Genomic DNA, 24,838 nt, shown 5'->3' on the forward strand with positions numbered 1-24,838 from the left:
CGATCCTCAATCCTATTCGGTGGGTAGTCCGGCAAGCGTCAATCGGACCTGTGCGGCAACGATGTTCGTGAGTTCGTCAGCCGTGATCCGGTCCAATGCCGCGCGGGCTATTTCGAAGTGCAGCACGTTGGAAATCGTTCGCGCTGCAGTGGTGGTTCGGGTGGTGTGGTTGGGGTGTGCCTCGTGCAAGATTTGCGCAATCCGCGTTTGCAGGCGCTGCGAGAGTTCCAGGCCTTCGGCCCGGAAACACTCGCTGGGCTCACCGAACAACACCTCGCGTTGGTAGATGCCGGTGTTCTCGTCGTTTCGGCGACTTGCGATCAGCAGGGGTGAAACCAGCTCGAGCACACGATCTTCTGTGCCGGTCGACTTGGCTTCACGCTCTTCTCCCAATTCGATCTGCTTGCGGTATTCCGCGTTGTACACCATGAGCAGCAACTCGGCTTTGCTTGCGGCGTAACGAAAGAGAGTGCCGCCGGCTACATCGGCGCGGTCGGCAATTTCTTGAGTTGTGACTGCGCTGTAGCCCTTTTCCGCGAACAGTTCGGCAGCGGCGTCGAAGATGCGTGTCTGCTTCTCGAGTTTGTTGCGTTCGCGACGGCCCAGCTCTTGGTCCGGCTTCGTCATCCCGCTCACCTCGTTCCATTTCGGATCACGCTCATAAATGAGTCTACTCCGAAATGTCGGGAGGGTGGAGTCTCCTCCGTCACATCACCGCAGTCCGCTGACCCAACCGGCGAACACGTCTGAGAACACGTCCGCTTCGCACGCATGCGCCGATTCGGGATAGGCGCACTCTGGGTATCCGGCGACGACGGCGGCAAGTTCGACGTTGCAACACTGCGCCAAGAGGCCACGCAGGAGATCCGCAACCGACCAGCCCGCGACGGATACCGCAGGGATTCCCTCTTCGTCGTACACCTTCACCAGATCGGCGTGCCTCCAGGACAATTCCTCGGCCACCAGTGCATCAGGGTTGAAAGACATGGCGCGGTCGAGTGATCCGCGCAGAAGTGAGTGCGGATCGTCCTCGCCGCGAAGCTTGGTCGCGAGGTCCGCCGGCGCCTTCTGCATGACGAACATCCAAGGTTTGCCGTCGGGAAAGACTCCACCGAAGCCTGCCACGTTGAACGGTAGGTGGCTACTGAGAAAATCGGTCTCCACGTCGACGTGTTGATCGTCGCCCAGATGAATGAAGTGGCCGGAGGCAATCTCCTCGCCCATTGCCGGCTCAGCCCATGTGTTGTTCCACAGATCGGTCATCCGACTGCCTTCGGGAAAATCGAGAACCTCGAAGAGAAAACCCATGTCTCTACAACTCCCCGTCGAAGTGGGTGGTTACTCCACCGGTCAGTCGAGAAACCGTCTGCGCCGAGGTCGCGAGGACGACTCGGCTTGTCTCGAAGGTCATCTCGTCGCGTTCGGTGTCCTCCGATTCGGGATCCTCGGCGAGTGAGAAGTCGAGTTCCACCTCTCGATCGGTGCTGGAACAGACCGAGATCATCAGCCCGAGTCGTTCGTCGGTGAACGCCGGAAGCGATTTCTCGGGATGGAAGTCTGCGGCCGCGTGAAAGAAGAACGCCGCCAGCCGTTCGACGAATCCGTCGTCCGTATGTCGGCTGAGATACTGATTGAAGCGGTCGGGGCTGAGCAGCCCGACGTCGAAAACGAGTGTGGGTACGTCGGATTCGAAGACAGTGGCGGGAACCGCATGACTGCGAAGGAAGACTGCGGCGCCGCCGTATCCCGGCAACCTGAACCCATCACGCATCTGGTGTACTCCCGTCGCAGTGGTGTCCTGTCCACGCTAGGCCATTGCTCGGCCGCGTGCTGCCTACTCGAGTAGGTAGCTTGATGGAAGAATCACCGCCTATGACTGCTGTCCTGTACCCGCCCGTCGAGCCGTACGAGTCGGGGCTGTTGGAAGTGGCGGACGGTCAGAGTCTGTACTGGGAGACAGTCGGCAATCCGGCGGGCATTCCGGTTCTCTACCTCCACGGCGGTCCTGGTTCGGGATGCACTGTCGGCGCCAGGCGTTTCTTCGATCCCGAAGTCTTTCGCGCAGTTCTGTTCGATCAGCGAGGCTGTGGGCGCAGTCTTCCGCTAGCGAGCAGTCCGGACGTCGATCTGACCGTGAACACCACGGCGCACATTGTGGAAGACATCGAGCGTCTTCGTGAGCATCTCGGTATCGAGCGATGGATCGTGACGGGACTTTCCTGGGGCGTGAGTTTGGGTCTGGTGTACGCGCAGGCGTTTCCCGCGCGGGTGCAAGCGATGGCCCTGGGCGCGATCACCGGCGGGACGAGGGTCGAAATCGAGTGGATCACCCGTGCCATGGGCCGGGTATTTCCGCGTGAATGGGAAGAGTTCGTGGCGCCGTTGCCGGTGGACGAGCGTGACGGAAACCTCCCCGCGGCGTACGCGCGACTGCTTGCCGATCCGGATCCTGTTGTGCGCGAGAATGCCGCGTTGCAGTGGTGCCGTTGGGAAGACGTGCACGTGTCGCTGATGCCGGGGTGGACTCCGAGTGTTCGATACCAGAATCCGGACTTCCGCCGGGTGATGACCAGGCTGGTTACGCATTACTGGGGTAACGACTGCTTCCTGGCGCCGAATCAGATATTGGACGGAATGGACCGTCTCGCTGAGATTCCCGCGATTCTCGTGCACGGACGGTATGACATTTCCGGGCCACTCGACACTGCCTGGGCGATCCACCGGCGTTGGCCGGGTAGTGAGTTGGTGGTACTCGACGGCGCCGGGCATGGCGGCAGCGGATTCAACGAGGCAATCGTGGAAGCGCTGAATTCACTGGCTCATTCGGCCTGATCGAATGCCCCGGCGCGGGCCGCAGCGAGCGCGCCGGCAGCAGCACGATCGGCAACCGACTGGTCGACGGGTAGATCGGCGACCAGCAGGCGATAGTAGATGGGTGCGGCGACGGCCGCCAGAAGATCAGCGGCCGAGACCTTCTCGGAGATCTCCCCGCGCTCGACTGCTCGGCGGACGACGATGTCTGCCAGTTCGTAACGTGCGGAATAGAACTCGCGCTTGAGTCTCGCGACCTCGGGCGTGCGGACCGCGTCGGAGAACAGTGCAGCCACCAACGCGCCGCCCGACTCGCTGGTCACCAGTGCGACTATCGATCTGGCCATCTCGCGCAGGTCGGATTCGATGGAACCGGTATCCGGGATGGGGACGGTGGTTGCCGATACCTCGATCGCCGCGTCGGCCACCAACTGGGACAGCGTGCTCCACCGCCGGTAGATCGTGGTCTTGTGGACTCCGGAGCGGGCGGCTATGTCCTCGATAGTCATCGCCGCGAATCCGCGTTCGGACAATTCGGCCGCCGTGGCTGCCAGGACGGCCTCGCGCACCCTGGCACTACGCCCTCCGGGCCGTTGTGGTGTCGAAGTCATGAGCCAACCTTATCGCAACAAGGTGTTGTGTTAGCTGGAGGCACGTGGTTCACTGAGCTAATGCAACTGATCGTTGCATTAGAGATGAATTGAGGGGTGTTTTCCCATGTCATACGAATTTCCTGTCGATCACCGAGGCCTCTTCGAAGAGCGCACAGGACAGTTTCTGAGCTTCGGGCTCCCCGTCTCGGATCTCGAGGAACTGCGCGCGTCCATCCACTCGACCTGGGCCGACGCGCCGGGTGGTTGGTCGTACGAGTGGTCGGCGTTGGCAGCAAAGTACTCCGCGGCCGGCAATCATTCACTCGCGGCGATGATCTACGGAATCGCCAAGTTCCCCGTCCTGGCCAACGATTCGCGGCGCCGGGCCCTGCAGAATCAGGTGGACGAATACGTCAAGGCAGCACCGGGATTCGGGCTCGAGTTCGAGCGTCGAATCCTGTCCCTGCCCTACCGATCCGGCGAGATCGAGCTACCGGTGCACATTCTCTCCGTGGACGGGAGGTACGAGGATGCACCCGTCCTGTTGCTCAGCGGCGGCGTCGACGGCTGGAAGATGGACATGCATCCGTTGGTCAGTGCGTTCGCGAAGAACGCCGGAGTGACTGTTGTTGCCTTCGACCAGCCGGGAACTGGTGAATCACCGGTTCCTCTCGACGCTTTCGGTGACGAGGTGATCGACGGACTGGTGGCGACGGCTCGCGCCCTCGGCAATGGCCAGGTGGCACACCTGGGAGTCTCCTTCGGTGGCAACTTCGCCGTGCGGTCGGGGTTGACCGGCGCCGTCGATGCGGTGATCAACATCGGCGCCCCGGTCAAGGGCGCGTTCGAGACCGCGAACGCGGAGCGCCTGGTCTACGGCATGGGTGACATCGTCGGAAACGCACTGGGTTTCGATGCACCGGCAACCAAAGAGGCGCTGGTACAGGGTCTGCGTGCTTTCGATCGCAGTGTCTTGATGACCGCCGACGACGGCCGGACCCCGATGCTTGTGGTCAACGGGGCCGACGACGTTCACATCCCGCTCTCGGACACCACTCTCTTCGAGGAGCGCCCGAACACTCAGGTACACGTCATCCCGGATGCGGGGCACTGCGCAGTGACCAAGCTGCCCGAGTTGACGCCGATGATGATCGAGTGGCTACGAGATGCCCTGTCAGGAACCGCTCCACGAACCGGTCGATGATCCGCCGCCGAAGCTGGCAAAACGATACGTCGCAAGAACGGCCTTGTGATCGGTCGGCCACGGCGTCGGTGAAGCGATGAAGTTGTCCTGGGAGTTCTCCTCCACTCTTTTGTTGTGCACGATCGTCTTTCGCGGGCCGATGATCCCGACGGATCCCAGCTTCAGGTCGGAAGCGCGGTCGGCGAAGATGTAGTCGATCCGATCGCGTTCGTCTGCCTCGGGTGCCCAGGTGAGCTGTGAGGTGTCGACGTCGGGATTGTCGGACGGCCAGGTGAAGCCCGGGTGTGTGGCCGGGTTCGGGTACTTACTGCGGTAAGCGTCGACGAATCCGGCTTGGTCGAGCAGGCGGGTGGATTCCCAAGGAACGACTACACCGTTGTGGTCGAACAGATTTCGCGTGCTGTCGGTCCAATCCAGGGCCGACGGTTCGTTGAAATCGCCACCGAGGATGACGGATCTGCCCTTGGCCCGTTCTTGTGCCGCATCGTCGACGAACGTCGAAATTGCCTTGGGTCGTCCCGAATTGATGTTCACACGCTGAACCGTCTCGGGGTCCGTGACCGGACCGGACGGCATCTTGTTCCAACCGAACTCGGAGAACTCTCCGGGCTTGGGAACACCCGCGCCGTATCCGCGCGGTAGATACGTCGCGTAGGACGTGTAGGCCAGATGTGCCGAGTAAGCAGCGATTTGTTTACCGTCGACCGTCACGACTGCCTTGATCATCGAGTTCAGGTCGGCTGTTTCCTCGATCGGAAACTTGGAGAGAATCCCCACGTCGGAGGACGCTGCTCCGTAGAAGGTGGTTGCTGATTTGGTCAGCATGTCGGCCAATGCAGTTGTCGCAGTGCCGGCTTCCGACAGGAGAACTATCGACGCCTGTGTCGAGATGATCATGTCGGCGATCAGCTGCAGGCCACCGTTGATCTTGGTTCCGCCGTGCCAGGTGTTGAGGGAGAGCACTTTGATCTCCTGCGCGGGGCTCGCCCCCGCGACGGAGGTATTGGCACCCAATGTAAATGCGCTCGCGGTGACTGTGCCCGCGGCTACCGCCATCGCCTTGACCATCTGGCGGCGCGTCAATCCATTCATCAAATCCCGGCTCTCGTTGTCGTGTGCTCGAACCCCCGGAAGATGATTACCATCGCTACCTAAACGGACAGTTAACCAATTGTAAAATGGCAGATTTCCACAGAACGCCGTGCGGGCAATAGTCTTCTGATCGTGGTACTCAGTGAGCGTTTCCCCGGTAACAAGACCTTCGCGAAGGTTCGTGTCCTGCCGCCGGTGGTGAAGCTGCTCCTCCTCTCGATGGTGCTGTTCAACATCGGGTTCTATCTGGTTGTCCCCTTTCTGGCGGTGCACCTTTCGGAGGACCTCGGATTTGCGGCCTGGATTGTCGGCCTCGTCCTCGGATTGCGGATGTTCAGTCAGCAGGGCATGTTCTTCATCGGTGGAAGCCTCGCCGACAGGTTCGGCAAGCGTCCGATCATCCTGCTGGGCATAGCCGTTCGTGTGGTCGGTTTTCTGATGCTCGGTCTGGCAGAAAGCATGAGCGCCGTGATCGTCGGCGTGCTCCTGGTCGGCTTTGCTGCCGCGCTCTTCGCGCCCGCAGTGGAGTCGGCCAACGCGGAGTACGGACGCGAACTCGAGTCCGCCGGAGTTATGCGTCGTACCGATTTGTTTGCAGTGGAACAGATGTGCAGCCGCCTGGGAACCGTGATCGGTCCGGCGCTGGGAGCTGCTCTCCTGATGTTTCCGTTCTCGTGGACGGCGTCGAGCGCCGCGTTGCTCTTTGCGATCATGTGGGTCGGGTTCTTCATCTGGTTCCCCCGACCGGGCGATGCCCACGACGGCCCGGTGTCGACCTATACGCTGCGCGACGTCTGGCGAAGTGTCCTGACCAACAACAACTTTCTGCTCTTCGCGACGCTCTGCAGTTTTCAGCTGGTTGCGTACAGCCAGCTGTACCTGATGCTTCCGGAACAGCTCGAGCGCGGAATCGGTTCGCAGTCGGCGCTGGGATGGTTCTACGTGGGCGCGGCGGTGTTGGTGATCGTCGGGCAGGGACCGACGGTCGCGGTTGCCCACCGCATCGGGCATCGGCGCGCGATCACCTTCGGGCTTGTGCTCATTTCGGTGTCGTTCCTGGTTCCGCTGGTCACCGGCGTCGACTCCGCAGCTTCGGCGTCGACGCAGATAGTCGGTCTGGCGGTGTGGATCGGGCTGCTGCACCTGGGACAGATGTTGATGGTGCCGCCGATGCGAGACACCATCGCGATCCTCGGTCGTGAAAGCAACCTCGGAGCGCACTTCGGCATGCTCAACACGATCGGCGGTCTGCTCGCGCTCCTGGGAACCGTGGGAGTCGGATTCGTGTACGACCTCGTCGACAACGGCCACGCAGCGCCGGCGTCACCATGGGTGATCGTTGCGCTCTGCGTGGCCGTGTCGGCTGTGGTGTTGTGGGTGTGGTCAGGCCGAACGAAAGTTATCGACCAGCGATCGTCTGATTGATCTTTGCGACGAAATCTTCCAGCACAAACGGAATGGTGAGTGGGTTCGGCATGGACACCGCGTCACTGACGATGGGGTCCAAGCTGATCAGGCCTCCGGTCTCGACCACGTTCAGATTGGTGAACGCCGGCTGCGACTCCATCTCGGCGCGAGCCTTCTCGTAGTTGTCGAAGAGCAGGTAGTCGCACTCGAGGAGGTCGTAGTTCTCGGCGGAGATCTCGTAGTTCAGCTTGCCCGCGAACCGATCCTTCAGTGCGGCAGGCGCCGTGAATCCCAATTGCGTGAGCAGCTGAGCCCGCGCTGCCTCGGGGCTGAACGCTCGCAGATTTCCGTCGCTCCAGCGAATGACGAGAGCTGCTGTCTTGCCTTCGAACTGGGGGTTCTCCGCGCGGGTGCGAACGATGAGGTCTTCGACTTCCTGGACCTCCTTCTTTGCCTGCGCGGGAACGCCCACAGCCGTACCGATGCGGGTCGTGACTTCCTGCCAGGGCAGAACCCAATCCGTCTGATCGGCGGCGTGCAGCACCGTCGGCGCGATGGCGCTGAGCTGCTTGTACAGATCCTCGTCGATCGCGTTGTTGACGGCGATGATCAGGTCAGGCGCTGCAGCCACGATCGTTTCGATGTCGAAATCGGTGGTGGCGTTGGCCAATGGCGTCGGCTCGGCGCCCTGGACTGCGGAGTCGGCCCAGACGCCGATTCCGTCGTCGGTCGATCCCTTCCACACCGGGACCAGGACGGGCGTCAGCCCGAGGGAAAGCAAAACGTCCGCGTCGCCGATACCGACCGCTGCGATGCGGCTGGGTGCCTGCTCGATGGTGGTGGAGCCGAACTTGTGGTCGATCGTCACCGGGAAGGCGTTGACCTCGGCGTGAGCACCTTCGGTGCCGGGAGTGGATTCGTCTTTCGCACTGTCGCCGCAGGCAGCAAGGGCGAAACCGGCTGCTGTTGCGAAGGTGACGGACAGCATGGCACGGCGGCTCAACATAGGGTTCACGGCAACCTCGGGTTTCATGGTTATGGGACCCTAACCATAGTGGAGTTGCTGTGTCGGCAGTGTTTGTTAACCTCCGCCCATGACGGCGGTTCTCGACTACACATCAGCAGGACCGTTCACCCGCATCGACGGGGTGGACATGCTCGCCCTCGAGTCGCTCCCCACCGACCCCATGCAAATATGCCGGGTAGTGCCGTACCTGGTGGTCCAACCCACCGATGCACGGTCGCTGAATCTGCCCACCGACCGATTCGACGAAAACCAGATCCGGCCGGCAAGCGTTCTGCTTCAACGCCTGCTTGCGCTCGATCCGGCACCGGTGACCTCCGCCCGAGAACCCGACAAGCGGCTCGTCGGAACCTGTCGGCACTTTGCTGTTTTGAGTTGTGCGTTTCTGCGCTATCGCGGAATTGCCGCTCGCGTCCGCTGTGGTTTTGCCACCTACTTTCAACCGGGACAGGGCGTGGACCACTGGATCACCGAGTACTGGGACGACGCCGGCAAGCGGTGGATCCGCATCGATTCGGAGATCCTCGGACAAAACGTCCTTCCTCACGCCCATAACCTGCAGCCGGGAGAATTCCTCAGTGGTGGTGAGGCGTGGCTGGCGTATCGACGCGGCGTGATCGACGGGTCCCAGTTCGGGGTGTACGGCACCGAGAACTGGGGGCCTGCCGAGATCCGCGGCAACGCAGTGAAGGATCTTGCCGCGATGAACAAGGTCGAAACTCTGCCGTGGGACGAGTGGGGTCGTATGACGGACGCCTACGACGGAAAGACAGGCGCCGACTACGACCTACTGTTGGACGATGTCGCCGCGGTGTGCGCCGCCGACGATCCCGTTGCCGTGCGAGCACTGTACGAGCACGATGACTTGCGCGTGCCGGACAAGCTGATTCGTTTCTGAGATGCTGGTGCGATGAATCCGGAGCATCGCCAACTCGATTACGGACTTCGATTCGACTGGGGGTTGCGCGGCGCCGAAGCGATTGCTGCCGGCGTCGATGTGGCAGTGGTGGTAGACGTTCTCTCGTTCACGACGACGCTGAGCGTTGCCGCCGACGCGGGAATCGACGTACTTCCCTTTTCCTGGAATGACGAGAGTGCGGTCGACTACGCGCGTGATGCCGATGCGGTTCTGGCTGTACGGCGAAGTGTGGCCAGAGAGGGTCAGATCAGTCTGTCTCCCAAGACGATTCGCGAGACCGAGGCGCCAAGTCGGCTGGTGCTGCCGTCTCCGAACGGGTCGACTATCGCGTTTGCGTTGGCGTCCGAGGTTGCGGTGTGTGTCGGCGCTTCCTTGAGGAACGCTTATGCCGTCGCGGATTGGATTGTGCACGAACATGGTCCGGGATCGCGGGTTGCGATAGTCGCATCCGGGGAGAAGTGGCCCGGTGGAGAGTTGCGCCCGGCGGTGGAGGATCTGTGGGGTGCCGGTGCGGTTGTCACGGCGCTGACCGCTGCTGGTTGGGACGGCCACGTATCGCCCGAGGCTCGGATGGCGGCGGATGCGTGGGCGGCGGTGGCGGATTCGTACGAGGACCGCCTGCGGGACTGTGCCTCAGGACGTGAGTTGATCGCCATGGGGTTTCCACACGACGTCGCCATCGCCTCGGAACTCGACGACAGCGACACCGTACCCGTTCTCGAAGATCGTGTGTTTCGAGGTCAGCGCACCGGGCGTCGGTTGAACAAACTCCGTGCCCAGAGGTAGGAGAGGAAGGTGATTGCGACGCACCATCCGATCGCGAGTATCGCGTTGTTTCCGATGGCTTCGCCGAGAAGAAGTCCTCGAAGAGTCTCGATGATCGGAGTGAACGGCTGATACTCGGCAAACCATCGCAACACGGTCGGCATCGAGTCGGTGGGGACAAAGCCGCTTCCCAGGAACGGCAAGAGGATCAACACCATTGGAAGGTTGCTGGCCGTCTCGACACTCTTGCTGACGAGGCCGAAGGCGACCGACAACCAGATCATGGCGATGGAGACCAGGACGAGGAGTGCAAACGTCGCGGCCCACTCCACGAAGCCTGCAGTGGGCCGGAAGCCGACGGCTATCGCTACGGCGATGACGACAACGAGGCTCACGATCGTCTGAAGGAGGCTGCCGAGAACGTGACCGGTCAGGACGGACGTGCGCGTGATCGCCATCGTTCGGAATCGTGCAATGATCCCGGCGGTCATATCGGTTGCGACGGAGATGGCAGTACCTTGTGCCGCTGATGCCACGGTCATCAGAATAATCGCCGGTGCAACGTAATTGACATACTCGGCTCGGCCGCCACCGCCGGGGCCGAGGCCGTTCCCGAGCGTTCCGCCGAGCACGTAGACGAACAGCAGTAGGAAAACGACTGGCATTCCGACGAGCATCACCGTCATCGACGGATATCGAAGGATGTGTCGAATGCTGCGACGCAGCATGGTTTTCGAGTCCTGATAGGCAAGCGTCATGGTGGTCATCGCGCGTCGGTCCTTTCGGTGGCGGTCAGAGTCAGGAACACGTCGTCCAGGTCGGGTGTGTGCACGGAGAGTTCCTTGACGTCGATCGAGTGAGCGTCGAGTTGGTCGAGAAGAGAGCGCAGCGAGCGGACACCCCCGTCGCTGGGGACCTGGAGGACGTAGGCGGCATCGTCACGTGATGATTCGTCGAAAACAGCTGCAGCAGAATCGAGCTGATCTCGGTCGAAGAAGTGAAGACGAATGTGGCCGCCGGGGATGTGCCGTTTGAGTTCCGCTGCCGTACCTTGGGCGACGATCCGTCCCTGATCGAGGACGGCGATGTGGTCGGCCAGCTGATCGGCTTCCTCGAGGTATTGCGTCGTGAGGAAGATGGTGACACCGCCCTCGACCAACTCCCGGATGATCTGCCACATGGTGCGTCGACTCCGGGGGTCGAGACCGGTGGTGGGTTCGTCCAGGAAGATGATCTCCGGCCCCCCGATCAACGTCATTGCCAGGTCGAGCCGTCGACGCATGCCGCCCGAGTAGGTCGACGCCAGCTTGTCCGCGGAGTCGATCAGATCGAACTTCTCCAGGAGTTCGTCAGTGCGCGTTCGACGTTCGTCCTTGCCGAGATGGTGCAGGTCGGCCATGAGGAGAAGGTTTTCCTCACCGGACAGATAGTCGTCGACCGCTGAGAACTGCCCGGTGACGCCGATGCGCGAACGCACCGCGTCGGGATCGTCGGAAGGGTTGTACCCGGCGATGCGGATGTTGCCGCCGTCTGCCGGAACGAGGGTCGAGAGAATTTCCACCATGGTGGTCTTGCCGGCGCCGTTGGGGCCGAGGAGCGCAAAGACGGTTCCGCGGTCGACGGAGATGTCGATTCCGTCCAGTACCGTCTTGTCGTCGTAGGCCTTCTTCAGGCCCGTCGCGGTGATGGCTGGTTTACGGGACATCAGCGTTCCTTTCGCTAGATCTTCTTGTTGGATTCTTCTCGGGGCTCCGAACGTCGAATGACGATGTCGCCGTAGCTGGTGTGTGCCCGGACGTCTACCCGGCGTTCAGTGGAAGCCGGACCGTGCGTGGCATTCATCTGGTTGTCGACGCGGCCGAAGGACGTATGAGCGTCGAATCGTGCGGCGGTTCCGGATCGAACGCCGATATGGATTCGCCCGGCGGCCGTCTTGGCGGATACGACTCCACTCTCGATGGTCTCGAAACGGATGTCGCCGTTGGCGGTTGCGGCGCTCGCGTCGGATTCGGCGTGCTCGACGGCGACACTGCCGTTGGCGGTCTTCGCCTTCAGTGCGCCGGTGATCGTGCCGATGTTGATGTCGCCGTTGGAGTTCTTGACCTCCGCGTTGCCGTCGACGCGGCCGATGCGGATGCTTCCGGACCCGGTGCTCGTGTCGATGTCACCGGCCACGTGCTCGACGATGATCGCGCCGGCCCCGGTGCTGATGTTGAGCGGCCCGGTGGTTTCCAGTGTGCAATCGCCCGCGGAAACCTTCACCCGTGTTCGTCCGAGAGTGCCTTCGCTACGGAGGTTGGCAACTGCAGCAGTGCCTTCGAGTTCCGAGCCGGAGGGAAGCTGAACGGAGATGTCCACAGATCCTGTCTTCCCGAAGATGCCGAGGCCGCGCTGTTTCGGAGTCTTGATCTGCAGCCGGCCACCTGCGAATTCGACGCGTGTTTGTTCGGCGACTCGAACGTCGACCTCGCGAGACGAGTTGCTGGGCAACACTTCCACGACAGTGTCGTTGCGGCTGCTCGCCGTGATCCGGATGTGTGCGACTGCCACGTCGAAGTTCAAGGTGATGGGGTCAGGTGTGCTGAATGTAGGCATGGTGATACTCCCGATGAGGTTGTCTCGGTTGATGAAAGAGGGTGGTGCGAAAGATGAAGCCGGTGTCAGTGCACCCAGCCGCTGAAGCTTTCGGAACCTTGGGACGTGCGCTGTCTCGGAGTGCTTCTGTTCGCGCCGCCTTCCAGAGCCGTTGCAGCCGAGCGAACCAGCCACGCGTTGACGGAGATACCGGCTTCCCGGGCCGCCGCCTCGATCCGGTCTTTGAGGTCTTGCCCCAGCCGCAGGTTGATTCGAGTCATCGAGGCGTCGTCGGACTCCGTGACGGGGCGCGGTGCCGGAGTCGGGTCCTCTTCGACGGGGGCTGGAACCGGTTCACTGATGGCTGGTGCCACCACGAATTCGGGTTCGCGTCCCCGCAGGCGCAGGTCCACCGAACCCGGGGCGAGGTCACGCGTGATCTCGGCGGCTGCCGCAGACAATGCGTCGAGAAGGGTGAGTCGCACTGCTGATTCCAGCGGTGCGGTCAAACGATCGGCGAGTGCCTTTGCGTCTTCTCCGCCTGCTTCGGCCGCCACCGCGAGTTCGTGGCGAAGGTTGTCTACGTACGGTGTCAAGTCCATGGCATCACTATGGCACCACTTTGGTGCCACCGCAATAGTTTGGTGGCACATTCGTGTGAATTTGGTGAGAATTGCCAGGTCATCGGGGTGGTTGGCGATTCGGTCCGCGGCAGGCTGGCACACTCGTAAGGGTGAGTCCTGCCGAATCGAACCGCCGACGCCGCATCGTGCTCTGGATTGCCGGGGTGCTCGGCGTCGTGATCGTGGTTGGGGTGGTGGTCGTCGCGATCGCACCATCGCGGTACCTGCCCTGGGACACGGCTGAGTTCCCGGCGGTGGACGCGAGTGCGCTCACGTCTGATCAAGGTCGGGTGCTCGAGCTACTGCAATCCGAGCATGAGCAGGACCGTCCGGGCACCTTCTATTCCGACGGCATCGACGAAGAGTGGTGCGCCGACTTTGTCAGCTGGATCATGAGGGAAGCGGGTCGACCGTTGTCCAACCCGAACTCCGGAAGTTGGCGCATCCCGGGTGTGTACACCTTGCAGGAGTATTACCAAGGGATCGGCGCGTACGCCGAGAACGGCAGCGGGTACACCCCGAATGTGGGTGATGTGGTGATCTACGACAGTTCGAGATGGGTCGGTCAGCACACCAACATCGTTGTGGCAGTGGACGGCAACTCTGCGATCACGGTTGGCGGCAACGAGTTCGGCAAGGTGCGGGTTCATGATCTGGACTGGCAATCCGACTCTGCCGTCGTGGGATTCGGAAAACTTCACCCCTGATCGTTGCTCTTCGGAGACAAGGCGAACCACCGCGCCGACGCACGTGCCTCGTCGCCTGCGTCGATGTGCAGCGTGTTCGTGCCGGTTCGCACGCTCACCTGCTCACCTCTCTTGATCGGCTGGGTGTACTCGAGGATCGCGCGAAAGGGCCCGCTTCGTAATCTGTCGGGCAGCGCATCTTCCACGGGCTGCCAGTAGATTGCGTTGTTCACGTGATCGAAGGGGTCGAAATCGCTCGAGCGCAACGGGAACGGCGTATCCGCTGACGGCGTCGTGTCCGGGGTCGGGTCGATCCACCGACGCCAGTGAAGATGCTGGTCCACGGCCGTAGATGCCAGGGCGGCGGTGAACTTCTCACTGATGGATGCCGGCATTCCCGTCTTCGGGTCGATGTTGATCCAGAACGCCTCGGTTTCGATCAACCCGCCGCCATCGGATCTGATGCGAACTCGCATCGAACACCACTTGTTCGACAGGCCTGAACACCAGCGCTGCAGGTGAACTCGATCCGGCCAGACGACCGGCTCGAGTACATCGATCACCGTTCTTCGTACCATCCACAGCGGGTGTGTATCCATGGCGCCGCGGTCGACGAGATTGTCGAAGCCCGCGTCTTGGAGGTAGCGCGCGATCGCGTCGAGGCGCAGTTGTTTGTCGGTGTGGATGTCACCCGTACGCACCGGCCACGAGGCCTGGAAGATGCTTCCGGTTGTCGGTAGTTCGGCCATCGCTACGTGGTCGTCGACTTTTGTACGGTTCATCGGATGTGGGCTCCCGGTGTTCGCCTGATTGGGTGGCTTCACGCTTGCGTTACCCGATGGTGGGATCTTGAACCATCGGAGTTCATCGTTTTCTGAATCCAGTTTTCGATGTACTGTCGCACGTATGGATATCGAGGGCGTAGATGTGGTGACCAACGTGGCGGTGCTTGCGAGGTTCGGGCATGCACTGTCCGACGAGACTCGGACACGGATACTGCTCGAACTGAAGACCGCACCGCGGTATCCGTCCGACCTCGCTGAAACGCTGGCTGTGACCAGGCAGAAGCTGTCCAACCATCTGGCGTGCCTGCGCGGTTGCGGCTTGGTGGTGGCCGTCCCGGAAGGGCGCCGGACCAGATACGAACTCGCCGATGTACATATCGGTCGGGCCCTCGACGACCTGCTCGGGGTCGTACTCGCGGTGGATCCGTCGTACTGCCCGGACAGCGAATCAGAGGGGTGCTGCTGATGGTTGCGCCCGTTGACGGTGTCGGGCTCTCGACTGACCGGCGTGCGCTCTTGTCGAGAAGAATTCGCATCTTCGTGGCGATCACGATCAGCTACAACGTCGTCGAAGCGATCATCGCGCTGGCGGAGGGCACACGGGTGTCGTCCGCAGCACTGTTCGGTTTCGGCCTTGATTCGGTGATCGAAGTGTCCTCGGCGGCAGCTGTTGCCTGGCAGTTCTCGGCGCCGGATCCGACGAGCCGTGAGAAGACGGCACTGCGAGTGATCGCATTCTCGTTCTTCGGGCTCGCTGCGTACGTCTCGTTCGACGCGATTCGGTCGCTGTTCGGTCTGGGTGAAGCTCGGCACACGAGCGTCGGAATACTCTTGGCTGCGGTGAGTTTGGCGATCATGCCGGCCCTGTCCTATGCGCAACGCCGAGCCGGTCGGGAGTTGGGTTCGCTGTCGGCGGTCGCGGATTCGAAGCAGACGCTGCTCTGCACTTACCTCTCTGCTGTCTTGTTGGTCGGTTTGCTGCTCAACTCGCTGCTCGGCTGGTCGTGGGCGGATCCGATTGCTGCACTGGTCATCGCCGTCATCGCGGTGAAGGAAGGCATCAACGCGTGGAAGGGTGATCCGTGCTGCCCGGTTGTGGCTGCGCCCGAGAGCGGTGACGAGTGCGACTGCTGCTGAGTGAACACAGGTTTTGTCGAGTGAGCACCCCCTGCGGTGCGTCAGAGCGGGTGTTCACTCGATGAAAGGCGTGCCGACTTCTGCGCGGCCCTTGATGTGCGCGGCGCGTTGCTCGAGAAGGCGCCGCAGATACGGGCCGACAGCCAACCTCAGTGCCAGGTGTCCGAGCGCCCCGAAGGGGGCCGTAACCGTGAAGCGGTCATGCATCCGCGTCCACCCACCCGGCTGAACGTCGAAGACGTGTCGGAGAGCGATGACGAGTGCGACTACTGCTGAGTGGGCACAGGTTCAGCTGAGTGAACACCCCCACAAGTACGCCACAGCCTGTGTTCAGTCGAGGAAAAGGGTGTCAGGCCTGGTTTGCGATCCCGGCAAACGGGTACGGGTCGGTGACCTGCGGTTCATCCGCGACGGGTGATGTTTTCGCCTTCCAGCCCCTCGAGACTGAGTAAGGGAAGTGCATTCTGTCGAAAGGAACGCTGATGACTGCTCCACCGCGGGAACCCGCGAATCACCCTGTCCGGCAGGGTTTCGCGGTAGGTACGACGTTTGCAGCAGCAATCCTGCTGCTCACCGCAGGCATTGTCGCTCTGCTTCAGGGCATCGCGGCCGTTGCCGACAACAATCTGTTTGTCGTGGGTATCAACTACACGTACAAGTTCGACATCACGACGTGGGGTTGGATCCACATCATCTTGGGCATCATCGGGATCGTGGTGGCCCTCGGCCTCTTCACCGGTGCAGTGTGGGCCAGGGCGGCGGCAATCGTCATTGCGTCGCTCTCGATCATCGCCAACTTCTTGTGGATGCCGTATTACCCACTGTGGTCGATCCTGGTCATCGCGCTCGATGTCGTTGTGATCTGGGCGGTCGCGACCTGGGACAGGGACAGAGTCTAGGCACCGAACAACCCGAGAGCAGTTGGTCCCGACCGAGTCGACTCGGTCGGGACCATCGCTCGTGCGTGGGACATTTCGACAGGGTGTGGCTCGGATCAGTCTGGGAGTCGACGCATTTCGGCGACGGTCAGGCCGAGGGAATCGAGACGGGCCATGATGCTCCGCATAGCCGTGTGGTCCGCGACGGGTCCGTACAAACTGGTGAACCCGCCGGCGGCACTGGCGACACTGAGTTCAGGAAATGCGGCCTTGACGCGGTCCGACACTTCGCCGTCGATGAGGAATTGATACCGAGTGGGAGCATTCATCAGTATCCGCTCCATTTCGTAGGGCCATGAGGTTCGAGAAGGCAGCGCTCCGAGCCTCGAAATCGCATGTCGTCAAGTGCAATCGGCGTCGCTGCCCGATCCAGGACTCCGCATCCGTGGGATCCAGTCTTACTCCCGTACGCGCTCGGGGCGTCATCCCCTACGGGTGAATGTCGTCGCGGGTCCGTTCATCCCTTTTGTGTGAGGCTCCGTAGAGTCGCCACCCCTAGTGTCGACCGGGAGAGAGAAGAGGTCGGCATGGGATCTGTCATCGGGGATCTGTTACCCCTCGCGGTCGGCGTTGCGGTATCGCCGATCCCGATCATCGCGGCAATCTTGATGTTGTTGTCCAAGCGTGCCGGCAGCACGAGCGTCGGGTTCGCGCTGGGCTGGATACTGGGAATCGTCGTCGCCACCGTGATCTTCGTGCTTCTATCCAGCAAGCTCGGTGACTCCGAAGGTGATCCGTCAGCGACAGTGTCGTGGATCAAGCTGGCGTTGGGTGTATTGCTTCTTGCGTTCGGAGTCAAGCAATGGCGCGGACGCGGAGGCGAGCACGAAACCCCGAAGTGGATGCACGCCATCGATGACATGACCGCTGTCAAAGGCCTCGGTTTGGGCTTCGCTCTGGCTGCGATCAATCCGAAGAATCTGATGATGTGTATCGCGGCCGGAATCTCGATCGGATCCGCGTCATTGGGCTCCGGAGAAGTTGTTGTCGCCATTCTGGTTTTCACGATCATCGCGGCCTGCACAGTGTGCGTGCCCGTGATCGGCTACCTCGTTGCCGCGGAGCGACTGCGTGGTCCGCTGGCCAAGCTGAAGGTGTGGTTGCAGGAAAACAACGCCACGGTGATGAGTGTGTTGATCCTGGTTATCGGTGTTGTTCTCATCGGCAAGGGCATCGGCGGTCTCTGACAACTGGAGGTAGTTATGGGATCGCTGCTACTGCAACAGATCCCGCTGGCGCTCGGGATCATCATGAGCCCGCTGGCGGTTGTCGCCGTTGTGGCCGTACTGTTTTCCGAACGAGCGCGTATCAACAGCATTGCGTACCTGATCGGGTGGTATCTCGGAATAGTTGTCGCGCTGGCCGGTTCGTACGTCATCTTGACCGCACTCCAGGTTCATCAGCGCACACACCCTCCGCTGTGGGTGCCCATCATCCATCTCGTTCTCGGGGCAACTCTGCTGGCGGGTGCCTGGTTCGTCTACTCACGCAGTCGTCGCGGGGTTCAGGCGATGGCGGCTGCAGTTGCCCCTGGCGACGTTGTGGCTGCGGCCCCTCAGCTGCCGAAGATGCTGCAATCGGTTGAGCACTTCCAACCAATGCGATCCGGTGTGCTCGGTTTCGCGCTGTTCGTTCTCAACCCCATCGACATGTCGTGTGCCATCGCAGCAGCGATGAACCTTCGTCTCAGCACCGTGGCACCGACGTCGCAGATCGTCTCGGCCGTGATCTTCTCGTTGGTGTCCGTGACCTCGGTCGCGGTACCTGTTGCCCTCCTGCTGATCAAGAAGGACGAGGCAACCGAACCGCTGCTGAAGATCCGCACCTGGATAGCCACCAACACGCACTTGCTGAACGTCGGGCTCCTCGTCCTGATCGCGGCGATACAGATCAGTAAAGGGGTGCAAGGACTATGAGTGCTCCGCACACGCGGACCTGGTGGGTCTTCGGATCGTTGTCCGACTATCAACGCGCTTGGCTTCGCCCCGACATCATTGCGGGCCTTACGGTGTGGGCTGTCCTTGTTCCGGAAGCGCTCGCGTACGCCACCATCGCCGGAGTTCCGCCGGTGGTCGGGCTTTATGCTGCGGTTCCGTCATTGATTCTGTATGCAGCAGCCGGCAGTTCGCGCCATCTGATCGTCGGGCCGATGTCGGCGACGGCAGCGTTGTCCGCGGCGATGATCGCGCCATTGGCTTCAGGAAACGACGGCCGATTCATCGCGCTATCGGCGGCATTGGCGATCGTGACCGGGCTCGTCGGACTGCTCGCAGGATTCATGCGCCTCGGATTCATCGCGTCCTTCATCTCCGAGCCGGTTCTCAAGGGATTCATCGTCGGTCTGGCGCTCACGATCATCATCGGTCAAGTACCCAAACTCCTGGGCGTGGACAAGGGGGAGGGAAACTTCTTCGTCCAGACGTGGACAGTGGTGAAGGAACTGGGTGAGGTCGACCTACCGACCGTGATCATCGGATTGCTCAGCCTGGCAATGGTCCTGGGCGTCAAGCGATGGCTTCCGCTCGTACCGGGTTCGCTCCTCGTCGTGCTGCTGGGCATTACCGCAGTAGCGTTGTTCGGCCTCGACGATCGTGGCATCGACATTGTCGGACACATCGACTCGGGCCTGCCGTCGATGGGTCTGCCGAGTGGTGTGGGAGCCGAGGACTACCTCGACCTGGTCGGACCTGCGGTCGGCGTTCTGCTCATCGGTTTCGCCGAAGGTCTTGGCGCTGCAAAGACATACGCGGCCAAAGCCGGCTACACCATCGACGCCAATCGTGAACTGGCAGGACTGGGTGCGGCCAATCTCGGATCGGGTCTCTGCTCGGGAATGGTGGTCAACGGCAGCCTGTCGAAGACCGCCGTCAACGGAGGAGCGGGCGCCAAATCTCAGGTCAGCGGACTGGTGGTCGCGGCGCTGACGCTGGTGACACTGCTGTTTCTCACCGGCCTGTTCGAGAAGTTGCCAGAGGCGACGCTCTCGGCTGTGGTCATCGCAGCAGTGATCGAACTGGTCGATTTCTCCTCCCTCGCAGCGCTGTACCGGGTGTGGACGAAGAGGTTGGGCAGTATCTACGGGCACGCTGCCCGGGCCGATTTCGCCGCGGCGATCGCGGCGATGTTCGGGGTTCTCCTCTTCGACACGTTGCCCGGTCTGATCATCGGAATCGCCGTCTCGATGTTGCTGCTCCTGTATCGGGTCTCCAAACCGCACGTGGCCGCTCTGGCCAAGGACGGCACGCGCTGGGTCGACATCAGTGGGCATCCTGATCTGAAGACACTCGACGGCGTCGTAGTGGTCAGGGTCGAAGCGGGGATGTTCTTCGCCAATGCCGATCACGTGCGTGATCAGATCACCGGTCTGGTGACCGCCGGCACCACCATGGTCGTTCTCGACGCCGAGACGTCACCGTTCATCGACGTCAGCGCTGCGCAGATGTTGGCTCAGCTTCGAGATTCGTTGGCACGCAGAAATGTGAGCTTCCGAGTGGCACGCGACATCGGGCAGTTCCGCGACGTTCTGTCCGGTGCCGACCAGGGCGCGCTGAAGGTCGACGTCTATCCGACCGTCTCGAAAGCGCTTGCAGGTCGAGACAACACCTCAGCGTGATGTCCGTAGCCAGATTCCCAGGGGACCGGAATCTTTGGCCACTGATCCGACGATCGACGACGCGACAACCACGATGGCCGAGAAGATGAACAGCCAGCCGATGACGGTGAACATCACGCCCAGAAGACCGAACTCGTCCTGCGACGTCTTTGTCATTCGGGGGAGGAAAAGAGTGCCGGCCACGTGCAGTCCGGTCAGGCCCGTCGCGGTGAGCAATCCTGACCCGACGCACATTCGAGTGGTCATGCGATTGGCCGTCAGCAGCATGGGCACGGCTGTCCACACGAGTGCCCACACGACGTAGACCGCTGTGAATTCCAGGACTCTGCCCACTCCCGGAACACCATTCAGTTCACGGCACAGGGCCGCACCGACCACCGACGCGGCCACGACGCACACTACCGCGAACCACCGCCACGCCTGACGGAGTGTCGCCGTCGGCACGCTCCAGATCCGTCCGTACATCCGGCCGAGAGCGCGAGCGTAGGACGTGGAACTGATCAGCAGCATGAGCAAGCCGACAATCCCGAACGCTGCCGCGGTAGAGGTACTGGTCAATACGGTGTCGGGGAGTTGGACGCCGAGGTCGTCTTTGGCGGCATCAGCCAACGGCTTCAGCTTCTCCAAGGTCGACGCTGCAATCATGACCGGGAGCAATGACGTAAAGGCCTGGGCCGCCAAAGTCATGGCGCTGTCCACGAGCCCGACTTCGAAGACCCCGATGGTTGCATCAGTCGCCAACCGTCGACTGGGTGTACGTCGCGCCCACACGGTCAATCGATCGCGCGTATCGGAATACAGCTTCGGGGGCATGGAAGCAGTCTTGCTCAGATGAGTCCGCCGCGTCGCGCAGCCTTGAGCGCGTCGCGTCGGTTGCTCACTTCCAACTTGCGATAGATCCCGCGAAGATGCGTCTTGATGGTGTTGACGGAAAGGAACAGCGTGTCGGCAATGGACTCGGTGGTGTCTCCGGAAGCCAGTTCACGGAGCACGGTGTATTCGCCTGGCGTGAGGATCGGTGCACTCACCAATTCTTGTGGGCGAATGCGGCTACGTACCTGTTCGGCAAATGCTTCCTGATCGCCGAAATGTCCACTGAACTCGTCGAACACCGGTCGCAGGGATGCGCCGTAGTCGAGGAAGGGGCGTAGCAGGCTACCGGCTTCCGCGGCGCGCAGCGCTTTGTGGAGGGAGCGAAACGACTTGCGCTCGTGACCTGTTGCAGCGTGGATCCCGGCTTCGAGTGTCCAGGCGTAGACGTGATGTGCGAGCAACGGGATTTCGGAGGACCCGAGAGCTTCGGAAACTTCGACGAGTGCTTCCGCGAACTTGTTGGATGAGAAGGCGACGGCACCCCGTGCGAGATGTATCTCCGACGTTTCTCCGAATTGATCGGCTGCGTCACGCACGAGTCTCGCTGCCCATTCCACTTCGCCGACGGAAAGGCATGCGTGGACGACGGGTGGTAGAAGAGCCAAGGTCGCGAACGCAAAGGTACGTAATTCGATCGCGCTGAGCATCGCGTCGCGAACATCGGCGGCGGTCGAGCGTCGGTCGGTCGAGCCGTCGAGACTGTGAAGGCCGAAGGTTACGACGGAGTGCCACCCGAACACCGGCGCGCTGGCGCCGAGAACGTCTGTGCTCCGGTAGTTTCCGATTGTCGGGATGCGGTACGGCAGTTCGCTCGAAGCGCAGAGATATGTGGCAAAGGCGGCCACCGACGCGGACAACTCGTACTCCGCAGTCGTCGTGATGCGATGTTCGACCGCGTAGTCGAGTGCGTAGACGGAGTGAGCCCTCATCGCCCCGATGTCTCCGCTGAGAGAAGCTACGTAGCCCAGTCCGGTCAGCGACTTCAAGACGAATCGCGCCCTGCCCCGTATTGTCCCGAGTGCGACGGCTTGAGTGTATTCGACAGTCGCCCTGTCGAACTCACGTCGCAGTAAGTGTGCCGTCGCCAATTCCATGTGTGCGTAGGCTTCGATGTCGGAGTGGGTGCTTTTCTGACGCCGCTCCAGACGTGCCGCCAGCGGCTCGTTGTCGGAAGTCGCCGTAACGCAGGAGATTTCCAGGCTCATCGCCAGGAACAATGGATCTTCTGCAATCGGTGGATGAGTTGCCTCGAGAAGATCGAGGCACGTGGTCGCCGAGGTCACGTCACCGGAGTGGAGGGCGGCCGCCGCCAGCACCAGTCGGGTGATCGGGGATTCCGAAACCTGCGTCGACACCGATTCCAGGACTCGCACGACGTCCCCGCAGTGCCCGTCGAGTACGAGGCCCAGCCCGCAGCGTTCGAGAAACGCGAGAATGCGGTGTGGGTCTCCGATCGACACCTCGAGTTCGAGCGCCTCGAGTTCGAAGTGATTGCTTTCGAACCAGCTTGCTGCTCGCAGGTGTACGCGGTTTCTCTCGATGTGATCGACGCGACGGAACTCTGCCCGAAGGTGCTCGCGCAAGAGAGGGTGATAGCTGAACCACGTTGTGTGGTCGGCGGAATCGGTACGGGTCACGGGGAAGTTGAACTGAATCAGCGAGTCGATCTCGGATCGAGCGTTCGAGTCCGTCAGAGTTTCCGCCAGTTGGGCGGAGAAAGAATCGACTACCGATGTTCGCAACATGAACGAGGTGACATGTTCGGGCAAGGACGTCAGTACCTCGTCGACGAGAAAGTCGGCGATCGGGCGGGGTGTGTGCGTGAACTCGTCCAGTGCATCGCCGATGTCACTGCGGCCGGCCAGAAACGCGGCGGTCAGGCGAACGACGGCGCCCCACCCCTTGGTGAAGTTCTCGACGATTGCGAGTTCGTCGTCGCGCAGCGTGATGTCGTACTCGCCGAATATCGCGGTGATCTCGGAGCGATCGAAAGCGAGATCGGTGGATGCAAAGCGGGTGAGTCGGCCGTCGAGAGCCAGACGATGCCACGTGAGCGGTGGTTCGTAGCGGGCGGCAACGATAATCGACAGGTTGCCCGGGGTCTGTGTGAGTATCCGATCGAGGAGACCGATCGACATCGGATCGTGGAGGGTGTGAACGTCGTCGAGGATCAACGTTGTTCGGCGCTCGTGCGTTTCGAGGGTTTCCGCAAAGTGCGCGAGCCACTGCTCGACGGGCGGCCTGGATCCGGTCTGCACGGGGAGCCTCTGGCCGGCCGCATCGACGGAGGTCGCGATCGCCTCGGCGAGGGATTCACACAGTATCGACACGTTGTTGTCGCGCTCGGCCAACGTCAGCCAGGCCAGCGCAACATCAGGGGAGGCTCGAGAATATTCGCGAGCCCAATCGGCCAGAAGTAGGGTCTTCCCCGCACCGGCCGGAGCCGAGAGCAACCCGACAGGCCCGGGGCCTGAGCCTTTGGTGGCAGTGGATGCGGTGAGTTTGCGGTGCAGGCGCGGACGCGCGACCAGTCCTTTCACGGCAGTTGGCGGGTGAAAACGACCGTTGAGTGCGGCGCCTGGCACGTGCGCTTGCCCGACGCGGTGAGACGCGTCGAGCGTTACTGCAGCGGCATCACGAAATGGGCTGCTCATCCGACTCCTGTTCGACTGGCTGCACTGGACGTGACCGCTGGATCGAAATTTTGAACGAGTTAGATGATGTGAAACTACCCAATTCGGACACCAAATAAGCGTCCAAGTCGAAAATTCGGACCAAAGTCCCTGATTTAGTGGAGTGAATTTCGAACAATGAATGGTGTCGCCAGTTCTACCGCCCGAACGGCGGGGTGCGAGCAAACCTCGAATAGCGGTCGAATACCTTTTCCAGGCCCACGAGATCCGGATCTGACAACAAGGCTGCCAGAAGTACACGTGCCTGCCCGGCTCGAAGATCGGTGGAAAATACAGCGCCTGCGGCGATCAAGTCGTGCCCGCCACCACCGCCACCGTAAACCGGGGAGATTGGCCCCGAGGGCACCCGAGTTGTCACGGCTACCGGAATGTGAGCGCCTACGCAGTCTCGTACGGCCTCGACTATCGTCGGATTGGCATTTCCCGAACCGAGTCCGTCGAGAACAAGTCCCTGCGCCCCGGCGTGCACGCAGGCGTCGATCTGTACGCGGTCTGCCCCGGGATACACGGCGATGATGTCGACGCGGGTATCCGAAATCGGATGCCACGGCAATGGTTCTGGCGTGCGCAGCAGGAGCGGATCGATGTGCACGCGGCGGAAGGCATCGAGTGCCGTTGTATCGGACTTTCGCGTACCTGCGGCTGGATGGACCGAACCGCCGAAGGCGATGAGGACACCACGCCCGTGTGACGAGATGTCCAGTCCGGCTGAGATCGCCGCGGCGAGATTCGAACGAGCGTCGGATTCGGGATGGTCGAAAGTGCGCTGCGCGCCGGTGAAGACCACCGGGCGTTGGTCGTCGTGGTGCAGGTCCAACAAGAACGCAGTTTCCTCCATCGTGTCGGTGCCGTGAAGCACGACCACCGAGTCGAGTCCGGGATCTTTCAATTGATCGGCTACGGCGTCGCGAACACGATCCATGTCCGCGAAGGTCATGCTCGAGCTGTCCTTCGACATCACGTCGACGACTCGAAGCTCGATGTCGTTCTGCTCGTTGCCGACCAGATCTGCACCGGTGATTGCGGGCCGGCTGATTCCATGCGCATCCCGGATGCTGGCGATGGTGCCACCGGTAGTGACAACTGCGACTTTCGACACTG

At 61.6% G+C, this 24,838-nt stretch carries 28 protein-coding genes; 12 read left to right on the forward strand and 16 right to left on the reverse strand.

The window, feature by feature from the left end:
* Positions 1-12 precede the first annotated feature (12 nt).
* From QRN54_RS04035 to QRN54_RS04045, 3 genes are all read right to left on the reverse strand, one after another.
* Complete coding sequence (locus QRN54_RS04035) at positions 13-627, reverse strand: TetR/AcrR family transcriptional regulator (protein WP_030536169.1); 615 nt, start codon at positions 625-627, stop codon at positions 13-15.
* An 84-nt stretch (positions 628-711) separates the two neighbouring features.
* The gene (locus QRN54_RS04040; RefSeq protein WP_063315497.1) at positions 712-1,308 is read right to left on the reverse strand and encodes a hypothetical protein; all 597 of its coding nucleotides are present in this window, start codon (positions 1,306-1,308) and stop codon (positions 712-714) included.
* Positions 1,309-1,312: 4 nt separating this feature from the next.
* A complete protein-coding gene (locus QRN54_RS04045) occupies positions 1,313-1,771 on the reverse strand; it encodes a hypothetical protein (protein ID WP_003942982.1) in 459 nt (152 codons plus the stop codon).
* A gap of 101 nt (positions 1,772-1,872) precedes the next feature.
* On the opposite strand from QRN54_RS04045, the gene pip reads away from it, so the two are divergent.
* Entirely contained in the window at positions 1,873-2,832 is a 960-nt protein-coding gene (gene pip, locus QRN54_RS04050; protein ID WP_007730337.1) for a prolyl aminopeptidase, read from the forward strand.
* Here the strand turns inward: pip and QRN54_RS04055 are convergent.
* On the reverse strand, positions 2,820-3,422 hold the full coding sequence (locus tag QRN54_RS04055; RefSeq protein WP_285181632.1) for a TetR/AcrR family transcriptional regulator: 603 nt from the start codon (positions 3,420-3,422) through the stop codon (positions 2,820-2,822). The two genes, pip and QRN54_RS04055, sit on opposite strands and share 13 nt — an antisense overlap.
* Positions 3,423-3,528: 106 nt before the next feature.
* Between QRN54_RS04055 and QRN54_RS04060 the strand changes: the two genes are divergently transcribed.
* Complete coding sequence (locus QRN54_RS04060; protein ID WP_063315498.1) at positions 3,529-4,608, forward strand: alpha/beta fold hydrolase; 1,080 nt, start codon at positions 3,529-3,531, stop codon at positions 4,606-4,608.
* Here QRN54_RS04060 and QRN54_RS04065 read toward each other — a convergent pair.
* Entirely contained in the window at positions 4,579-5,700 is a 1,122-nt protein-coding gene (locus QRN54_RS04065; RefSeq protein WP_285181633.1) for an endonuclease/exonuclease/phosphatase family protein, read from the reverse strand. The two genes, QRN54_RS04060 and QRN54_RS04065, sit on opposite strands and share 30 nt — an antisense overlap.
* 132 nt (positions 5,701-5,832) lie before the next feature.
* Here QRN54_RS04065 and QRN54_RS04070 point away from each other — a divergent pair, with 132 nt between their 5' ends.
* Positions 5,833-7,125, forward strand: a complete 1,293-nt coding sequence (locus tag QRN54_RS04070; RefSeq protein WP_007730351.1) for an MFS transporter — start codon at positions 5,833-5,835, stop codon at positions 7,123-7,125.
* Here QRN54_RS04070 and QRN54_RS04075 read toward each other — a convergent pair.
* Positions 7,100-8,113 (reverse strand): ABC transporter substrate-binding protein, encoded by a 1,014-nt coding sequence (locus QRN54_RS04075; RefSeq protein WP_231917411.1) that lies wholly within the window; start codon positions 8,111-8,113, stop codon positions 7,100-7,102. The genes QRN54_RS04070 and QRN54_RS04075 overlap by 26 nt on opposite strands.
* Before the next feature lie 88 nt (positions 8,114-8,201).
* Here QRN54_RS04075 and QRN54_RS04080 point away from each other — a divergent pair, with 88 nt between their 5' ends.
* Together QRN54_RS04080 and QRN54_RS04085 are read left to right on the forward strand one after the other, a co-directional pair.
* The gene (locus QRN54_RS04080) at positions 8,202-9,029 is read left to right on the forward strand and encodes a transglutaminase domain-containing protein (protein WP_030536164.1); all 828 of its coding nucleotides are present in this window, start codon (positions 8,202-8,204) and stop codon (positions 9,027-9,029) included.
* A gap of 12 nt (positions 9,030-9,041) precedes the next feature.
* Positions 9,042-9,836: a 2-phosphosulfolactate phosphatase gene (locus tag QRN54_RS04085; protein WP_054780763.1), complete on the forward strand. Its 795-nt coding sequence runs from the start codon at positions 9,042-9,044 to the stop codon at positions 9,834-9,836.
* Here QRN54_RS04085 and QRN54_RS04090 read toward each other — a convergent pair.
* The 4 genes from QRN54_RS04090 to QRN54_RS04105 form a co-directional block, all read right to left on the reverse strand.
* Complete coding sequence (locus QRN54_RS04090; RefSeq protein WP_054780764.1) at positions 9,791-10,582, reverse strand: ABC transporter permease; 792 nt, start codon at positions 10,580-10,582, stop codon at positions 9,791-9,793. The genes QRN54_RS04085 and QRN54_RS04090 overlap by 46 nt on opposite strands.
* Positions 10,579-11,520 (reverse strand): ATP-binding cassette domain-containing protein, encoded by a 942-nt coding sequence (locus QRN54_RS04095; protein ID WP_165638442.1) that lies wholly within the window; start codon positions 11,518-11,520, stop codon positions 10,579-10,581. Before QRN54_RS04095 ends, QRN54_RS04090 begins: the two co-directional genes overlap by 4 nt.
* A gap of 14 nt (positions 11,521-11,534) precedes the next feature.
* Positions 11,535-12,410, reverse strand: coding sequence for a DUF4097 family beta strand repeat-containing protein (locus tag QRN54_RS04100; protein WP_165638441.1), 876 nt, complete (start codon positions 12,408-12,410; stop codon positions 11,535-11,537).
* Positions 12,411-12,475: 65 nt separating this feature from the next.
* The gene (locus QRN54_RS04105) at positions 12,476-12,991 is read right to left on the reverse strand and encodes a toxin-antitoxin system HicB family antitoxin (protein WP_007730367.1); all 516 of its coding nucleotides are present in this window, start codon (positions 12,989-12,991) and stop codon (positions 12,476-12,478) included.
* 131 nt (positions 12,992-13,122) lie between these two features.
* Here QRN54_RS04105 and QRN54_RS04110 point away from each other — a divergent pair, with 131 nt between their 5' ends.
* Positions 13,123-13,719, forward strand: coding sequence for a CHAP domain-containing protein (locus QRN54_RS04110; protein ID WP_030536161.1), 597 nt, complete (start codon positions 13,123-13,125; stop codon positions 13,717-13,719).
* Here QRN54_RS04110 and QRN54_RS04115 read toward each other — a convergent pair.
* Positions 13,710-14,480 (reverse strand): acyl-[acyl-carrier-protein] thioesterase, encoded by a 771-nt coding sequence (locus tag QRN54_RS04115; protein WP_003943026.1) that lies wholly within the window; start codon positions 14,478-14,480, stop codon positions 13,710-13,712. The two genes, QRN54_RS04110 and QRN54_RS04115, sit on opposite strands and share 10 nt — an antisense overlap.
* A gap of 124 nt (positions 14,481-14,604) precedes the next feature.
* Between QRN54_RS04115 and QRN54_RS04120 the strand changes: the two genes are divergently transcribed.
* A complete protein-coding gene (locus QRN54_RS04120; RefSeq protein ID WP_007730375.1) occupies positions 14,605-14,949 on the forward strand; it encodes an ArsR/SmtB family transcription factor in 345 nt (114 codons plus the stop codon).
* On the forward strand, positions 14,949-15,620 hold the full coding sequence (locus QRN54_RS04125) for a cation efflux transmembrane domain-containing protein (protein ID WP_285181634.1): 672 nt from the start codon (positions 14,949-14,951) through the stop codon (positions 15,618-15,620). The genes QRN54_RS04120 and QRN54_RS04125 overlap by 1 nt, the downstream gene beginning before the upstream one ends.
* Before the next feature lie 54 nt (positions 15,621-15,674).
* Here the strand turns inward: QRN54_RS04125 and QRN54_RS04130 are convergent, their stop codons facing one another.
* Entirely contained in the window at positions 15,675-15,827 is a 153-nt protein-coding gene (locus QRN54_RS04130) for an SRPBCC family protein (protein WP_007730382.1), read from the reverse strand.
* Positions 15,828-16,102: 275 nt separating this feature from the next.
* Between QRN54_RS04130 and QRN54_RS04135 the strand changes: the two genes are divergently transcribed.
* Positions 16,103-16,519 (forward strand): DUF7144 family membrane protein, encoded by a 417-nt coding sequence (locus QRN54_RS04135; RefSeq protein ID WP_003943077.1) that lies wholly within the window; start codon positions 16,103-16,105, stop codon positions 16,517-16,519.
* Positions 16,520-16,614: 95 nt separating this feature from the next.
* Here QRN54_RS04135 and QRN54_RS04140 read toward each other — a convergent pair whose 3' ends face one another.
* Positions 16,615-16,827, reverse strand: a complete 213-nt coding sequence (locus QRN54_RS04140; protein ID WP_003943015.1) for a DUF8691 family protein — start codon at positions 16,825-16,827, stop codon at positions 16,615-16,617.
* Between the two features lie 258 nt (positions 16,828-17,085).
* On the opposite strand from QRN54_RS04140, the gene QRN54_RS04145 reads away from it, so the two are divergent.
* The 3 genes from QRN54_RS04145 to QRN54_RS04155 are packed head-to-tail and all read left to right on the forward strand — an operon-like array spanning position 17,086 to position 20,171.
* Positions 17,086-17,745, forward strand: coding sequence for a GAP family protein (locus QRN54_RS04145; RefSeq protein WP_007730384.1), 660 nt, complete (start codon positions 17,086-17,088; stop codon positions 17,743-17,745).
* Between the two features lie 15 nt (positions 17,746-17,760).
* Entirely contained in the window at positions 17,761-18,474 is a 714-nt protein-coding gene (locus QRN54_RS04150) for a GAP family protein (RefSeq protein ID WP_285181635.1), read from the forward strand.
* The gene (locus QRN54_RS04155) at positions 18,471-20,171 is read left to right on the forward strand and encodes a SulP family inorganic anion transporter (protein ID WP_050655018.1); all 1,701 of its coding nucleotides are present in this window, start codon (positions 18,471-18,473) and stop codon (positions 20,169-20,171) included. The genes QRN54_RS04150 and QRN54_RS04155 overlap by 4 nt, the downstream gene beginning before the upstream one ends.
* Here QRN54_RS04155 and QRN54_RS04160 read toward each other — a convergent pair.
* From QRN54_RS04160 to QRN54_RS04170, 3 genes are all read right to left on the reverse strand, one after another.
* On the reverse strand, positions 20,163-20,984 hold the full coding sequence (locus tag QRN54_RS04160) for a hypothetical protein (RefSeq protein WP_003942972.1): 822 nt from the start codon (positions 20,982-20,984) through the stop codon (positions 20,163-20,165). The genes QRN54_RS04155 and QRN54_RS04160 overlap by 9 nt on opposite strands.
* A 14-nt stretch (positions 20,985-20,998) precedes the next feature.
* Positions 20,999-23,698, reverse strand: coding sequence for a helix-turn-helix transcriptional regulator (locus tag QRN54_RS04165; RefSeq protein WP_285181636.1), 2,700 nt, complete (start codon positions 23,696-23,698; stop codon positions 20,999-21,001).
* 175 nt (positions 23,699-23,873) lie between these two features.
* A complete protein-coding gene (locus QRN54_RS04170; RefSeq protein ID WP_285181637.1) occupies positions 23,874-24,836 on the reverse strand; it encodes an asparaginase in 963 nt (320 codons plus the stop codon).
* Between the last annotated feature and the right edge of the window lie 2 nt (positions 24,837-24,838).

Source organism: Rhodococcus sp. MEB032, assembly GCF_030208925.1.
Classification (GTDB): Bacteria; Actinomycetota; Actinomycetes; order Mycobacteriales; family Mycobacteriaceae; genus Rhodococcus_F; species Rhodococcus_F qingshengii.

Excerpts from the sequence above, each read along its gene's own strand:
- QRN54_RS04060 (WP_063315498.1), top strand. The coding sequence starts at position 3,529 with ATGTCATACGAATTTCCTGTCGATCACCGAGGCCTCTTCGAAGAGCGC.
- QRN54_RS04120 (WP_007730375.1), top strand. The coding sequence starts at position 14,605 with ATGGATATCGAGGGCGTAGATGTGGTGACCAACGTGGCGGTGCTTGCG.
- QRN54_RS04040 (WP_063315497.1), bottom strand. The coding sequence starts at position 1,308 with ATGGGTTTTCTCTTCGAGGTTCTCGATTTTCCCGAAGGCAGTCGGATG.
- QRN54_RS04035 (WP_030536169.1), bottom strand. The coding sequence starts at position 627 with ATGACGAAGCCGGACCAAGAGCTGGGCCGTCGCGAACGCAACAAACTC.
- QRN54_RS04165 (WP_285181636.1), bottom strand. The coding sequence starts at position 23,698 with ATGAGCAGCCCATTTCGTGATGCCGCTGCAGTAACGCTCGACGCGTCT.
- QRN54_RS04160 (WP_003942972.1), bottom strand. The coding sequence starts at position 20,984 with ATGCCCCCGAAGCTGTATTCCGATACGCGCGATCGATTGACCGTGTGG.
- QRN54_RS04065 (WP_285181633.1), bottom strand. The coding sequence starts at position 5,700 with ATGAATGGATTGACGCGCCGCCAGATGGTCAAGGCGATGGCGGTAGCC.
- QRN54_RS04145 (WP_007730384.1), top strand. The coding sequence starts at position 17,086 with ATGGGATCTGTCATCGGGGATCTGTTACCCCTCGCGGTCGGCGTTGCG.
- QRN54_RS04045 (WP_003942982.1), bottom strand. The coding sequence starts at position 1,771 with ATGCGTGATGGGTTCAGGTTGCCGGGATACGGCGGCGCCGCAGTCTTC.
- pip (WP_007730337.1), top strand. The coding sequence starts at position 1,873 with ATGACTGCTGTCCTGTACCCGCCCGTCGAGCCGTACGAGTCGGGGCTG.
- QRN54_RS04105 (WP_007730367.1), bottom strand. The coding sequence starts at position 12,991 with ATGGACTTGACACCGTACGTAGACAACCTTCGCCACGAACTCGCGGTG.
- QRN54_RS04155 (WP_050655018.1), top strand. The coding sequence starts at position 18,471 with ATGAGTGCTCCGCACACGCGGACCTGGTGGGTCTTCGGATCGTTGTCC.
- QRN54_RS04080 (WP_030536164.1), top strand. The coding sequence starts at position 8,202 with ATGACGGCGGTTCTCGACTACACATCAGCAGGACCGTTCACCCGCATC.
- QRN54_RS04090 (WP_054780764.1), bottom strand. The coding sequence starts at position 10,582 with ATGACCACCATGACGCTTGCCTATCAGGACTCGAAAACCATGCTGCGT.
- QRN54_RS04055 (WP_285181632.1), bottom strand. The coding sequence starts at position 3,422 with ATGACTTCGACACCACAACGGCCCGGAGGGCGTAGTGCCAGGGTGCGC.
- QRN54_RS04075 (WP_231917411.1), bottom strand. The coding sequence starts at position 8,113 with ATGTTGAGCCGCCGTGCCATGCTGTCCGTCACCTTCGCAACAGCAGCC.
- QRN54_RS04140 (WP_003943015.1), bottom strand. The coding sequence starts at position 16,827 with ATGAATGCTCCCACTCGGTATCAATTCCTCATCGACGGCGAAGTGTCG.
- QRN54_RS04085 (WP_054780763.1), top strand. The coding sequence starts at position 9,042 with ATGAATCCGGAGCATCGCCAACTCGATTACGGACTTCGATTCGACTGG.
- QRN54_RS04130 (WP_007730382.1), bottom strand. The coding sequence starts at position 15,827 with ATGCATGACCGCTTCACGGTTACGGCCCCCTTCGGGGCGCTCGGACAC.
- QRN54_RS04095 (WP_165638442.1), bottom strand. The coding sequence starts at position 11,520 with ATGTCCCGTAAACCAGCCATCACCGCGACGGGCCTGAAGAAGGCCTAC.
- QRN54_RS04150 (WP_285181635.1), top strand. The coding sequence starts at position 17,761 with ATGGGATCGCTGCTACTGCAACAGATCCCGCTGGCGCTCGGGATCATC.
- QRN54_RS04135 (WP_003943077.1), top strand. The coding sequence starts at position 16,103 with ATGACTGCTCCACCGCGGGAACCCGCGAATCACCCTGTCCGGCAGGGT.
- QRN54_RS04100 (WP_165638441.1), bottom strand. The coding sequence starts at position 12,410 with ATGCCTACATTCAGCACACCTGACCCCATCACCTTGAACTTCGACGTG.
- QRN54_RS04115 (WP_003943026.1), bottom strand. The coding sequence starts at position 14,480 with ATGAACCGTACAAAAGTCGACGACCACGTAGCGATGGCCGAACTACCG.
- QRN54_RS04125 (WP_285181634.1), top strand. The coding sequence starts at position 14,949 with ATGGTTGCGCCCGTTGACGGTGTCGGGCTCTCGACTGACCGGCGTGCG.